Source organism: Thermodesulfatator autotrophicus (assembly GCF_001642325.1).
Classification (GTDB): Bacteria; Desulfobacterota; Thermodesulfobacteria; order Thermodesulfobacteriales; family Thermodesulfatatoraceae; genus Thermodesulfatator; species Thermodesulfatator autotrophicus.
The window spans coordinates 1-13,254 of record NZ_LSFI01000005.1; the positions used below are offsets into that span (position 1 = coordinate 1).

Annotated in this window: 13 protein-coding genes and 1 pseudogene; 3 read left to right on the forward strand and 11 right to left on the reverse strand. The window is 43.6% G+C overall.

What is annotated here, in order from left to right; genetic code table 11:
• The 3 genes and pseudogenes from TH606_RS11620 to TH606_RS01510 all read left to right on the forward strand — a co-directional run.
• A pseudogene (locus TH606_RS11620) lies at positions 1 to 1,046 on the forward strand (hypothetical protein); the annotation flags it as partial.
• 99 nt (positions 1,047 to 1,145) lie between these two features.
• On the forward strand, positions 1,146 to 2,510 hold the full coding sequence (locus TH606_RS01505; protein ID WP_068540930.1) for a phosphomannomutase/phosphoglucomutase: 1,365 nt from the start codon (positions 1,146 to 1,148) through the stop codon (positions 2,508 to 2,510).
• Positions 2,510 to 2,989, forward strand: a complete 480-nt coding sequence (locus TH606_RS01510; RefSeq protein ID WP_068540933.1) for a DUF721 domain-containing protein — start codon at positions 2,510 to 2,512, stop codon at positions 2,987 to 2,989. The genes TH606_RS01505 and TH606_RS01510 overlap by 1 nt, the downstream gene beginning before the upstream one ends.
• On the opposite strand, the gene TH606_RS01515 is transcribed toward TH606_RS01510, so the two are convergent.
• The 11 genes from TH606_RS01515 to ftsE all read right to left on the reverse strand — a co-directional run bounded on the left by TH606_RS01515 (position 2,953) and on the right by ftsE (position 13,198).
• On the reverse strand, positions 2,953 to 3,681 hold the full coding sequence (locus tag TH606_RS01515; protein ID WP_068540935.1) for a tRNA1(Val) (adenine(37)-N6)-methyltransferase: 729 nt from the start codon (positions 3,679 to 3,681) through the stop codon (positions 2,953 to 2,955). The two genes, TH606_RS01510 and TH606_RS01515, sit on opposite strands and share 37 nt — an antisense overlap.
• The gene (locus tag TH606_RS01520) at positions 3,665 to 4,429 is read right to left on the reverse strand and encodes an SAM hydrolase/SAM-dependent halogenase family protein (RefSeq protein WP_068540937.1); all 765 of its coding nucleotides are present in this window, start codon (positions 4,427 to 4,429) and stop codon (positions 3,665 to 3,667) included. The genes TH606_RS01515 and TH606_RS01520 overlap by 17 nt, the downstream gene beginning before the upstream one ends.
• Positions 4,430 to 4,635: 206 nt before the next feature.
• Positions 4,636 to 5,553, reverse strand: a complete 918-nt coding sequence (locus TH606_RS01525) for a lysylphosphatidylglycerol synthase transmembrane domain-containing protein (protein ID WP_068540939.1) — start codon at positions 5,551 to 5,553, stop codon at positions 4,636 to 4,638.
• A complete protein-coding gene (locus TH606_RS01530) occupies positions 5,550 to 6,506 on the reverse strand; it encodes a glycosyltransferase family 2 protein (RefSeq protein ID WP_068540940.1) in 957 nt (318 codons plus the stop codon). The genes TH606_RS01525 and TH606_RS01530 overlap by 4 nt, the downstream gene beginning before the upstream one ends.
• On the reverse strand, positions 6,493 to 7,182 hold the full coding sequence (gene cmk / locus TH606_RS01535) for a (d)CMP kinase (protein ID WP_068540941.1): 690 nt from the start codon (positions 7,180 to 7,182) through the stop codon (positions 6,493 to 6,495). The genes TH606_RS01530 and cmk overlap by 14 nt, the downstream gene beginning before the upstream one ends.
• Positions 7,172 to 8,260 (reverse strand): histidinol-phosphate transaminase, encoded by a 1,089-nt coding sequence (gene hisC / locus TH606_RS01540; RefSeq protein ID WP_068540942.1) that lies wholly within the window; start codon positions 8,258 to 8,260, stop codon positions 7,172 to 7,174. Before hisC ends, cmk begins: the two co-directional genes overlap by 11 nt.
• Positions 8,232 to 9,140: a divergent polysaccharide deacetylase family protein gene (locus tag TH606_RS01545; RefSeq protein ID WP_068540943.1), complete on the reverse strand. Its 909-nt coding sequence runs from the start codon at positions 9,138 to 9,140 to the stop codon at positions 8,232 to 8,234. Before TH606_RS01545 ends, hisC begins: the two co-directional genes overlap by 29 nt.
• Complete coding sequence (locus TH606_RS01550; RefSeq protein WP_068540944.1) at positions 9,141 to 10,499, reverse strand: S41 family peptidase; 1,359 nt, start codon at positions 10,497 to 10,499, stop codon at positions 9,141 to 9,143.
• A 7-nt stretch (positions 10,500 to 10,506) separates the two neighbouring features.
• Positions 10,507 to 11,709: a murein hydrolase activator EnvC family protein gene (locus TH606_RS01555; RefSeq protein WP_157627831.1), complete on the reverse strand. Its 1,203-nt coding sequence runs from the start codon at positions 11,707 to 11,709 to the stop codon at positions 10,507 to 10,509.
• Positions 11,661 to 12,536, reverse strand: coding sequence for a cell division protein FtsX (locus TH606_RS01560; RefSeq protein ID WP_068540946.1), 876 nt, complete (start codon positions 12,534 to 12,536; stop codon positions 11,661 to 11,663). Before TH606_RS01560 ends, TH606_RS01555 begins: the two co-directional genes overlap by 49 nt.
• Positions 12,533 to 13,198 (reverse strand): cell division ATP-binding protein FtsE, encoded by a 666-nt coding sequence (gene ftsE / locus TH606_RS01565; RefSeq protein ID WP_082863456.1) that lies wholly within the window; start codon positions 13,196 to 13,198, stop codon positions 12,533 to 12,535. The genes TH606_RS01560 and ftsE overlap by 4 nt, the downstream gene beginning before the upstream one ends.
• Between the last annotated feature and the right edge of the window lie 56 nt (positions 13,199 to 13,254).

Below are 13,254 nucleotides of genomic sequence, written 5' to 3' on the forward strand. Positions count from 1 at the left end.
TTTCGGACACAATTACTGAAATACTACCAGAAGAGCTTGCCAGACATGTTTATGACATAGACGTTTATCACACCGAAGAAGATAAACCTGCCTATAATAATGGCCTTTTCTGGCACACTTTCCATTACGTTGATGCTTATCGTTCCACTCATAGGTGTTATTCTCGCGATGCCGGAATAACCGGCGGAGGACCTTCCAATGAACATCTGTATTCCTCTGGACTTCTTCTTTATCACCTGCTAACAGGAGACCCACGAGCCAGAGAGGTGGTAATCAAATTTGGCGAGCATGTTATTGAGATGGATAAGCCTCTTAAAATTTTATCCTGGCTGGATAAGAGCCCAAGTGGGCTGGCCAGTCAGACCCGTGATCCCTGGTATCATGGACCTGGCCGTGGAGCAGGGAATTCTATAAATTGCTTGCTTGACGCCTATCTCTTGACTCAAGATAAGAAATTTTTGGCCAAAGCCGAAGAACTTATTCGCCGCTGTATTCACCCCAAAGACGACATTGAAGCACGAGAACTGCGAAAGCCAGAGGAAAGATGGTCATATACCGTATTTTTACAGGTTTTAGGCAAGTATCTATTTTTAAAGCAAGAATGGAATGAACTTGACCACATGTTTGCCTACAGTCGGGCCTCTTTATTGCACTATGCCCGCTGGATGGCTGAAAACGAATACATTTACCTGGATAAGCCTGAGCTTTTAGAATACCCCACTGAAACCTGGGCAGCCCAGGAAATTCGTAAGGCAGAAGTGTTTAACCTGGCCGCCTATTTCTCTTCTGACCCTGATGAAAGAGAACTTTTTCTAAAAAAAGCCCGGTTTTTTTACCAGGAAAGCCTTGCGAGATTACTTTCTTTTTCTACCTGGAGTTTCACCAGGCCTATGGCCATTATTCTACAAAGTGGGCACAGTTTTTACTGGTTTAAAGCGCAGTGTTTTCCAGACTGGCCTGAAATAGATTACGACTTCGGCGAACCAGAAAAATTTGTTCCCCAAAAACTTCGCGTCAAGAAAAAGCTGTTCTGGTGGAAAAGCTGATATAGCTTCATTAGGGAAGGCGGAGTAATAATAAATTTTTTCCTCAAAGATCTATTTTTGTGATAAAACAAAAGTATAACTAAAAGTCAGGAGGGTGGTATGCAGGTAAATCCGCTTATGTTCAGGGAATATGATATCCGCGGTCGGGTTGATAAAGATTTGACCCCAGAAGTGGCTGAAGCTATAGGCAAGGCTTACGGTACTCTGGTTAAGAGAGCCGGGGGGAATAAAGTTGTCTCTGGTAGAGATGGCCGTCTCTCTGGCCCAAAGCTCCAGGAAGCCCTTATTAGTGGCATTCTCTCAACGGGAGTAGATGTCATTAATATCGGTGTTACCCCTACACCGGTTATGTATTTTTCCCTTTTTAACCTTGAAAATGTTGACGGTGGTATTCAGGTAACGGGTTCTCATAACCCACCTGAGTTTAACGGCTTTAAGATATGTCTCGGCAGAGAAACCCTTTACGGCCCCAAAATCCAGGAAATTAGAGAATTGGTAGAAAAAGAAGACTTTGTTAATGGAAGTGGAAACCTTGAAGAATACGATATTTTGCCAAGTTATCTTAAATATCTAAAGGGAAACATCAAAGTTGACCGCCCCCTCAAAGTGGTGCTTGACTGTGGCAATGGTGTTACCGCCCTTACGGCGCCTCAAGCCTTTCGTGACCAGGGCTGTGATGTTAGTTCTCTTTACTGCGAGGTAGATGGCAGTTTTCCTAACCATTTTCCTGACCCTACGGTAGAAGAAAACATAAAAGACCTGAGACAAAAAGTACTTGAACTAGGGGCTGATTTTGGAGTGGGTTATGACGGCGATGGTGACCGCATCGGGGTAATAGACGATAAAGGCCAGATCCTCTGGGGAGACCAGCTTCTCATAATCTTTGCCCGCGAGATTTTAAAAGAACATCCTGGAGCCGTTATCATTGGTGAAGTTAAGTGTTCCCAGGTCATGTATGATGAAATTGCCCGTCTTGGTGGAAAGCCAATCATGTGGAAAACTGGCCATTCTCTCATTAAAAATAAAATGAAAGAGGAAAAGGCCCTTCTTGCCGGTGAGATGAGCGGGCATATCTTTTTTGCGGACCGGTTTTTTGGTTTTGATGACGCCGTTTACGCCTCTTTACGTCTGGCAGAGATTGTGGCCAGGTCTGATCTCCCGCTTTCTGAGATGTTAAAAGACTTACCCAGGATGGTTTCCACGCCTGAAATAAGGGTTGAGTGCCCGGATGAGAAGAAGTTTGAAATTGTGAAGCATCTTACAGGAAAGCTTAAAGCCGAAGGATTAAAGGTTATTGATATTGACGGAGCCCGGGTGATTTTTGAGGACGGTTGGGGGCTTGTCAGGGCCTCAAATACCCAGCCGGTATTGGTGCTTCGTTTTGAGGCTAGAGATGAGAGGCGTCTTGAGGAAATAAGGCGCTTTATAGAAGAAAGGCTTGAGCAGGTTAAACAGGAAGTTTAATGGAAAAAATAGCCGGAGTTATTAAAAACTTATGGGCGGCGCCGGTTTGGAGTAACAGTCTCCGGGCCGCCCGGGTCCTTGATGAATGGCAAAACATAGTTGGGCCACAGATAGCTCAAGCGGTACGCCCCCTTGGCTTCGCCCGGGGAGTGTTAACGCTGGAAGTAAGCGATAATATATGGCTTCAGCGCCTGCGCTTTGAGGAAAAGCGGCTACTTTCTCGCCTAAATGAAAGGGCAGGGGAGGGCGTTTTTAAGAAAATTCGTCTGGTTTTAAAACGCAACTATTACGAGAAAAAAACAGTCAAGCCAGCTTATAGAAAAATAAAACCATCAAAAGAACTGGTGGCCCGTCTTGAAAAAGAGCTGGCCACCATTGAAGACGAAGAAATCAGAAAGGCCTTTCTCAGGTTAAGGCTTACCCTTATGAGAAAAAAGGCCTCTCACAGGGCAAAAAGGCGTTTCATCTCTACGGTATAATCTCCGTTCCGGCTTTCATATACAAAAAGAGGGGGAAGCACTTTGAGTTCTGCCCCTCCATTTTTGACGGCCTCTAAAAGCACAAGTTTTCCTTCTGAACCTGGATAAGAATAAACCAGGCGTAAGGTTTTGGGCATAAGCCTCTTTTTCAAACACGTTTCTATAATTTCAGGCAGTCGCCTGGCCGAGTGCACCAGGTAGAAACGCCCTTTGTTTTTTAAAGTATAGGCGGCACAACTTATGAAGTCTGTAAGGGAGGCAAGGATTTCATGGCGGGCCAGTCTTTCCTGAGGATGAGGGGAAAGCCTCCCGGTGCCAGCGGAATAATAAGGCGGATTACTGAAAACCACGTCAAAAGAACCTGACTTTAAAGGCGGTGCTTTTACGTCTCCACAAAGGGGATAAATTTTTTCAGATAGTTGGTTTAATTTTACGTTATGGACGAAAAATGTAAGGAGTTCTTTCTGTATTTCAAGGCCAATAAGAAATTTAAAATTATGTTTGCGAGCAAGTATAAGAGAAATAACGCCACAGCCAGCACCAAGTTCAAGTAATTTTTCTCGGGGCTTGAGAGAGATAAATCCTGCCAGCAAAAAGACTTCAAGAGAAAAACGATATCCTTCCCTGGGTTGAAGAACTTTTAAGGCACCGTCAAGCAGGTGTTCAACAGTGTGCTCAGGCAAGTTCCACATGGACTTCGCCTTGCGTGCCAAGTTTTTCAGCGGCACTCCCTTGTGATACGGCTATTTCTAGATAACCCTCGCTGCCGATAAGTGCCAGGAGGCTTTTTGGTGGAGCCAGGGCGTATGTTTTAAGAAAGGGGATTTCAAGGCCCTGGTAAATTACTTTTTTTATTTTTCGGCCAGTCAAGTTTTTTTCGTGTATGTTGGTTATCAGGTTACCAAAGCGATCCGCATAAATTACGGCCCCTTTAAGCCTGTCTTCTTCCTTAATTATTTTTGGCCAGGGGAGTCTGGTGATATTTTTTAAAGGCGGGCCCAACTCTTTGGGAGGTACACCTCTGGCTAAATGGGCGGCCACCGGGGCAAAAATATCTCTTCCATGAAAGGTGCTACTTATCTCCGAACGAAAGTAAGCCTTGTTTTTTAGTTCCCAGGCCGAAAAGATCTCTTCTTTTTCCAGGACAAAAGAAAAAATTCCGTTATCTGGCCCTACAAAAAAGTAATCACCTGCTGAAACAAGTATTCCCTTTCTTCCCGTGCCAACTTCAGGGTCAACCACGGCCACGAAAATGCTTTTACAAGGAAAATAGTGATAAGAAACACCCAGGAGAAAGGCTCCAGCTTTTACCTCCTGCGGGGGGACCTCGTGGGTTAAGTCAATAATATCCACTTCAGGGGTAATACTTTTGATTACCCCTTTCATCACGCCAACGTAATGGTCTTTTAGACCAAAATCAGTTAAAAGGACGATAGGCATAATTAAGACCTTTATAAAATATTTTAACTAATCGCCTCTCCAGTCCCTGAGAGACCGCTTCGCCTGTCCCCGAGCGAAGCGAGGAATCTCCTCTCAGTGACAAAGTGAGCCAGTCATTGCGAGGCCCCTACCTCTTTGTCATTGCGAGCAAAGCGAAGCAATTTCTAACGCAAGGTCTCCAGATATTTTTGAAATTTAACAAAACGTCAGTACTTGTCACTTTGTTTTTGCCTTTTTGAATCTCCTCTCAGGTAAAAATAGCCACCCACTAGGCCGCCCAGGAGGGCCACACCGTAGGTTAAAAAACCAAGGGCAATGCCCATTTCTTTAGGCTCTCCCAGAAGATTTAAAAAATAGGCCAGAGTGCCTTCGCGCACCCCAAAGCCTCCCAGGCTTATAGGAAGGCTAGCTAGAATCCCCATGAGAGGAATAATCAAAAAATACTTGAGCCAGGGTATGGATATTCCCAGACTTTTTCCCAGTAAAGATACATGAATGTTATATAAAACTTGAACCGCCAGCCCCAGAGAAAAAAGTTTTAAAAAATTTCTGATTTTGAAAACTAAAGTCATAGTGTGGGCAAGGTTTTTTCCCAGGCGCTCGTGCCAGAATCTTGAGAAAATAGCCATTCCAAAGGTAATGGTTAAAACTGTTACTGAAAAATAAAAAATACTGTGCCGGGTATGGGATGGCATAAAATCTCCCTCAAGTGGTACAAAGATTATGAGCAAGAATAAAGCTCCCAGAAATCCAAAGGCCCGGTCATACGCCACACTGAAACTGGCAAGGGTTTTACTACTCCCCTCTTTTACTACATAAAAAACGCGAATCAAATCTCCTCCCAGGATGCCCGGCAAAAAAGCATTAAAAAACATCCCTATAAAGTAAACGCGGCAGATAAAAGATAAGTCCCTTTTAAAACCGAGGACTTTAAGAATCTCGTACCATCTAAAGGCACTTACCAGCTGAAATATAAAAAAAACAAAGATTGAAGCGATAAGCCATCCCGAGGAGACCTGTTTGAAGGTATGTAATAAAAGCTTAAAATCAGTTTGTCTGAAGAGATAAAAAAGAAGGGTTCCACTTACCGCCAGTTTTAGAAAAAAAGAAAGATACTTTTTCACTCAACTACCTCGCGCACGCTATAGATCCGTTTGCCAGAAGATTCGTAATAAGTCCTTATTACCAGTTCTGCCAGAAGCCCTGTCCCTAAAAGGTTGATACCCGTAAGAATTAAAAGAACACCCAAAATTAAGAGGGGCCTTTGGCCAATATCCTCGCCCATAAAAAGTTTTAAAAAGGTTAAATAAAGTTCTATGCCAAAGCCCAGCAAAAAAAGTGTGCCTCCAGTTAAACCAAAAATATGTAAAGGTTTTGTGGCAAATTTTCTAAAAAAAATCATCAATAACAGGTCAAGAAGCACCCTATATGTTCTTGAAAGGCCGTATTTACTCCTCCCGTAGCGCCGCGGATGATGAGTTACCTCAACTTCGGCAACTCGCGCCCCTGATAGCCCTACCAGGGCTGGTATAAAGCGATGGAGTTCACCGTAAATGGTGACACCCTTAATTACCTCTGCCCGGTAGGCCTTAAGCGAACAACCGTAATCGTGAAGTTTTATGCGGGTAAAACGAGAAATAAGGGCATTGGCCATTATTGAGGGCAGGCGTCTTGAAAGAAAAGGGTCTTGGCGGTCTTTACGCCACCCAGAAACCACGTCGTAACCTTCTTCTATTTTTTTTAAAAGCTTGGGGATGTCTTGGGGGTCATTTTGTAAATCTCCGTCCATGGTAACTATGACTTTGCCCCTGGCGTGGTCAATGCCGGCGGTGAAAGCTGCGCTTTGCCCAAAATTTCTTCTTAAAGCTACAATCCTTAGCCACGGATATCTGGGTTTTAGTTCTTTGAGGATTTTCAAAGAATTATCCGTTGAACCGTCATCTACAATGATGACTTCAAAACCCTTTTCAAAGTCTTTTAAGGCTTTCTCAATATTTTCCAGCAAAAGTGGGATGTTTTCTTCTTCATTAAACACCGGGATAACGATAGAAAGATAAGGCGCTTCAACTTTTTCCATCCTTTTTCACCTTTTCTATTTCTTTGAGGACCATATCCAGTACTTGCTCAGGGCTAAGTTCAGAAGTGTCTATAATGATGGCCCCTTCAGGAATAACCAGGGGAGCCACTTCGCGCTTACTGTCTCTTTCGTCTCGCTCGCGGAGATTTGTGAGCACTTCTTCAAAGGAGATGTTAAGGCCTTTTTGTTTCTGTTCTTTGTAACGTCTCCTGGCGCGGGCCTCTAAACTGGCGGTAATAAAAAACTTAATTTCTGCGTCAGGGAAGACCACGCTTCCCATGTCGCGGCCCTCAGCGATTACACCGCCTTCTTTACCTATGGCCTGCTGTCTTGTTTTGAGGGCTTCGCGTACGCCTGGAACCCTGGCCACCACCGAAGAAAGGCGGTCTATTTCCGGGGTGCGAATGGCTTGACTTACATCTTCTTCGCCAAGAAAAACGCTAACTCCGTTTTCTCGGGGAACCAGTTTAAAATCAAGTGTTTTAGCCAGCTCTCCAAGCCTTTCTTCGTCCTGAAAATCAAGGCCAAGTCTTTTAGCCGCTAAAGCCACCACTCTATACATGGCCCCGGTGTCAAGATAAAGGTAACCAAGCTTTTGGGCTAATTTTTTGGCCACGGTGCTTTTCCCTGCGCCAGCTGGCCCGTCTATGGTGATGAGAAGGCCCTTAGGCCTCATTCAAAACCTCCTTAAGCCTGGTCAGGAAAAAGTCATTCTCTTCAGGGGTGCCTATGCTTATGCGCACACAGGTAGGGAAACCATAGGCCTCGGTGTTTCTTATGATTACCCCTTTCCGCAGAAGGGCCTGATATAGTTTTTTCCCTTCCTGGCCTACTTCTACCAGAATGAAATTGGCCTGCGAAGGGTAGGGTTTAAAACCAAAACTTTTGAGAGCTTGAGTTAGGCGCTTTCTTTCTTCAAGAAAAGTATTCAAAATCTCTTTAAGATAAACTTCATCTTCAAGGGCGGCCTTGGCTGCTGCCAGGGCCAGACTGTTTACGTTAAAGGGTTGCCTTATGGCGTTTAAAACGTTGGCCAGTTCCTGGTTCATAATACCGTAGCCAACTCTTAAACCGGCAAGCCCGTAGGCCTTTGAAAAAGTCCTGAGAATGGCTACCGGCGGCTTGTTATCTTTAAAAAGAAGGCCTTTTACTATTTCAGGGTCATCGTTAAACTCAATGTAGGCCTCATCAAGCACAACTAAAATATCTGGGGGAAGGTCTTTAAGCCAGGCTTCAAACTCCTGGTGCTTGATAATGCTTCCCGTAGGGTTGTGGGGATTATCAAGAAAGATAAGACGTGTTTTTTTGTCTATAGCGCTGGCAAGAGAAGATAAATCATGCCTTAAGTTTTTAAGTGGAATTTTTTTTATGTTTCCGCCAGCAGCCTGAACGAATTTTTCGTACATGAGAAATGACGGCTCACTCATGAGGGCTGTTTCACCAGGAGAAAGCAGGGCTTTGACTAAGAGGTCAATAACTTCGTTTGAGCCGTTTCCCAGGACTATTTCTTCAGGGCTCACCCCAAGCTTGGAAGCCAGAACTCTTTTTAGTTCGTAGCCAGAAGGATCAGGGTAGCGGTGGACATCTTTAGCGGCCGTTTTTATGGCCTCTATAGCTTCAGGAGAAGGGCCAAAGGGGTTTTCATTTGAGGCCAGCTTGACAATGGGACCTCCTATTCCAAGCTCCCGTCTTAATTCTTCAATAGGTTTTCCAGGTGGGTAGGGTTTAAAATCTTTCAAGTACGGCTTTATCATATTTTTCCCTCAAAAATACACTTATTGGCACAAGGTTTACATGGGTCTTTAACTTGTTTTCATAGGCTTTTAAGGCCCTAAGGGTATTCTGATGGGGATGCCCTATGGCCAATACCGGCCTTTTTTGCGCTTCTTTTACAAATTTATCCAGGTATCTGCAAATACTTTTAAAGTCTGTGCTGTCATCAAGAAAAATATTTCTTTCAGCAAAGGGAAGTTTTAATTTTTCAGCTACCTCGGGGATTTTGGTGTAAGGAGTAGTGCGGCTGTCAACATAAAAGAGTCCCATGGCCTTTATTTCTGAGAGTAACCAGTAAACATGCGTAGCATCTTCAGTAAAAGCTGAGCCCATGTGATGATTAACTCCTATGGCGTAAGGTACTTTCTTTACCAGCAAACGCACCTGTTTTTTTAACTCATTCTCCTTCAACTTCAAGCTAAGAATGTGACTATGGTCGTAAACTTTGTGGGCTTCAAGGGGAAGGTGAACCAGGACTTCAAAACCCCTGGCGTGGGCTTCAGTGGCAAGCCTTTTGGTAAAAGGGGCATCTGGCAAAAAGGAAAAATTTAGCCTGAGGCCAAGATCAAAAAATTTTCTTTCAAGCCGTGGATTTTGCCCCATATCGTCAATGATGATACAGGCCCTGGGGAGGCTTTCTTTGGGAGATGGCTGAGCCTTTGGGGGCTTTGGAATGGCCTTTTGGGAAGGAAGAATTTTGTCAGATTTAGGAGAGACCTTTTTAGAAGCTTCTTCAGGCCCTTCTACCATAGGCCTTAGAACCCAGAGGGCCGCCAGTATAGAGGTAAGCAGTAGTAAAAATAAAAAGGCCCACCCCAGACGTGATGGAGCAGGCCTTTTTGGCTTTTTACGGCGAGGCATTTACTTGATTTTAGCCGAAGTTATAACGTGCCAGCTTTTAAGGATTCTTAGCGCTTCCTGGAATTGGCTATCGTATTTTAAGCGCTCTTCCCACTTGAAGACATCTTTGGGTGTTTTCTCTTTGTCCTTACTGGTCTCGGGTTGAGCCTTTTCTTGTTTAGGCTTGGGATTACCATTTTCAAGATGGTGGGCCAGATCCTTTTCTCTTAAGACATGGGTTTTCTTTTCGGCTTTTTTCAGGCATTCAGGATCAAGAAACGGGACTTTTATATCCGGCTCAATACCTTTGGCCTGGATAGAACGGCCACTGGGAGTGTAATATTGGGCGGTGGTAAGCCTTACTGCTGAACCATCAGGGAGAGGGATGATAGTTTGAACAGAGCCCTTTCCAAAAGTGGTATTCCCTACCAGTACGGCCCGGCGATGGTCCTGAAGGGCTCCGGCTACAATTTCTGAAGCCGAAGCACTGCCTTCGTTTACCAGAACCACGATAGGATAGGGGTGTTCTCTTTCATTAGGGGTGGCTTCAAAGCGCATGTTTTGCTGTTTGATACGGCCTTTAGTGTAAACTATAAGGCCTTTATCAATAAATTCGTCAGCCACACGCACCGCAGCACTTAAAAGCCCACCAGGATTATTTCTTAAGTCAATAATTAGGCCTTTCATGGGTTTATTTTCTTTTTCTAAAGCAGTGAGGGCTTTTACCAGCTCTTTGTGAGTTTTTTCCTGAAAATTGGTAATACGGACATAACCGTATCCGGGTTCAACGGTAAAATAGCGCACACTTTTTATGGGAATTACGTCGCGCACCAGGGTTATTTCTTTTAGTTCGTTAAAACCTTCACGGAAAATGTGAATGGTTACTTTGGTTCCCTTAGGACCTCTTAGAAGTTTAACAGCATCAATCAGGCTCATGCCCTTGGTGGGCTTGCCGTTAATCTTTATAATTTTGTCTCCAGGTTTAAGGCCTGCTTTCCAGGCAGGAGTGCCTTCAATGGGCGCTACTACGGTAAGGACTCCGTCTTTTATGGTTATCTCTATACCTATGCCGGTAAAAGAACCTTTGGTTTCTATTTGAAGCTCTTTAAAGTCTTCTGGTTTCAGAAAAGAAGAGTGGGGGTCAAGGTTGGTGAGCATTCCCTGAATGGCACCGTAAATAAGTTCTTTAGGGTCAACCTCTTTTACGTAGCTTTTTTGCACCAGATCAAGCACCTGAGAGAATAGCTTCAATTGCTGGTAAATGTCGTTTTCTTTTTTGGTAGGAGCTGAAAGGAGATTGTGCCCTAAAAAAGTCCCCAGAATAAAAAATCCCAAAACCACTACCAAAACTACAGAAGAAAAAACTTTTTTATTTTTCATATTCACCTCACGGCTTAAATTTAAGTTGATTTATATCAAGCCAATCCAAAGGATTTAACGGCTTTCCCTTATATCGTAGTTCGTAATAAACGTGCGGCCTCCCAAAAGGGACTTCTCCTACTTCACCAATTACTTCACCAGTATAAACCATGTCACCCAAATTTTTATTAACATTACCTAAACCACCGATAGCCGACAAGAAATAATAGCCATGATCAATAAAAATGACTATTCCTTCTCCCTTTATGTAGGAAATTTTTAATATTTTTCCGGCATAAGGGGCCTTAACCGGAGTGCCGGGCGGAGCAGCGATAGTTATACCCTTATTGAATTGTTTTTCGCCGGTGATGGGGTCTATTTCGGTGCCGTAAACTTTGATTACCAGGCCTGGAACCGGTGGTGGAATGAGCCCTTTTACCTCTAAAAGAGGCGGAGGCATCTTCTTCTCAGGAGTAATGTTTTCTGTAATTGGCCTTTTCTTTTTTATTTCTTCTATCTGGGTTTTGGCGCTTTTTAGTTCCTGCCTTGTTTTCTCAAGTTCTTCAGCCATCTGAGCAATAGCCGCGTAAGCAGCCTTTAACATCTTAAGGGTCTCGGCGTATAAGTTTTTATTTCTTCTTACCTCTTCCAGCAGGGCCTTTTTTTCTTGCTTAAGTCTTTCTAGAGCTTCTTTTTCTTCCTGAAATTGGTGTCTTAACCCTTCCAGGTGGGCCTTTTCTTTGAGAACAATTTCTTTTTCCTGTTCAAGTTTTGCCTTTTCTTCCTTGAGCTGTTTTGCCAGTTCTTTATCGTGCAGTAGCACCAGGTTTGCGTACTCTTGCTTACGCATAAAAGAAGAAATGTCTCCTGGAGAAAGGAGCAAGTTAAGCCAGCCTACTTTTCCCATGGTAGCAAGTACTTTTAGTCTTTCTCTGAAAATCTTTTCAAGTTCCTTAATTTTTATTTCCCGTTCTTTAATTTTTTGGGAAAGATTAAAAATGATAAGATCCCGTTCGGCTATCTGATCTTCTAAAAGATCAATTTCTTTTTGTTTTTGATTGATTTTTTGTGAGAGTTGCTCAAGCTCCTTTAGAATTTTCTTCTCTTTCAGAGAAAGTTCTTCAAGTATGGCAGACTTTTCCTTTATTTTTTCAGGGGCTGTAACCGCGGCCACCTGGCCAATTAATAGCGTAAGTAGCGCCGCGAGGCCCCATAGGAAGCTGTTACGCAAAGTAGCACCACCCCTAAAGTTAGGCTAATAAGTTGCCATTTTTCCCAGAAAAGAAGGCTTCCAGTAAACCCCGGGAAAAATCCCTTTATGGCTTTATCAAGATAGGTTTTCAAAAAATACACCAGAGTTAGAGATATTCCTGAGGCCAAAAGGCCTTGAAGGCCAGAGAGAAATATCAAGGGATTTTGGATAAAACCAGGAGTAGCCCCTACCAGAGAAAGGACTTCCAGTTCTTTTTGCCGTTGGGCCAGAGAAAGCCTTACTACCAGGCTGATAACAAAGATCGTGGCCAGGCCCACCAGGAAAAGGCCTGATACTGAAAAAATCTCAAGAAATTTTTTGATGTTAGCAAGCTTGACCAGCCAGCTCTGGGCAAACTGGACTTTTAATACCCCTTTCTTTTGTGAAAGATATTCGGAAAAGTCTTTCAACTTATTTAAAGCCAGAAAAGGGTCTTTAAAAGAGACCAGAAGAACCGGGGGCAAAAAGTCGGGCTTTATGTCTTTTACCAGTTCCTGGTCTTCAAAGAGGTGTTTTAGCTCCTCTAAAACTTTGGTGGAAGGCACAAAAGAAACTTGAGCTACCAGCTGATTTTTTTCTATTTCGTTTATGAGCTTCTGAGTGATAACAGGGTCAGTCTTTGGGGCCAGGTAAACGTTTAGCACCAGCTCCCTGGCAATCTGTTCGGTGAAATGTATAAGGTTAAAGTACATTAGCCCAAAAAAAGAAAAGACCGTTAGCCCCAGGGCGATGATCAGCGTGGCGGCTATATAAGTGCCAGGGGTGGTGCGAAATTCTTTTGCAGCCCGGCTGAAAAGTTTTCTCAAGGGTTAAGTAACCTCCCTTCATCAAGGACTAAGACCCGCCTATGACTATCCACAAAAAGAGACTGGTCATGGGTAGCTAAAATAATAGTCGTGCCCTCAGCGTTTAAATCTTCAAATATTTCCATAACTTCTTCTGTGCGGCGGGCGTCAAGATTTCCCGTAGGCTCATCGGCCAAAAGGAGCCTTGGCCTGTTTATAACAGCTCTGGCCAGAGCCACTCTTTGTTTTTCTCCACCAGAAAGCTGTCTTACCAGCTGGCTTTCTTTTCCCTCAAGCCCCAGGCGTTTTAGAATCTTTAACACCCGATATTTGATTTCTCCTTCAGGGATGTCCTGAATTTCAAGAGAAATAGCTACATTTTCAAAGACAGTCCGATTCTCAAGTAGCTTAAAGTCCTGAAAAACAAAGCCTATTTTGCGCCTTAGATAGGGGATTTCTTTGCGGGAAAAGCTGGATAAAGGCCTACCTTCAAAAAAAATTTCTCCAGAGGTAGGTTTTTCCGCTCTAAAAATTAAGTTTAACAAAGTGCTTTTCCCCGAACCACTTGGGCCGGTTATGAAAATAAATTCACCCTTGGCCACGCGGAAGGAAATGTCCTCAAGGGCCCTTATGTTTGGTTTATAAACCTTAGATACCCGTTCCAGACGGAGAATATCTTCCATTGGTCGCGATTATATCAACCTCGTTTTTCTATGCAATGTTTTCATTTAAGACTTAT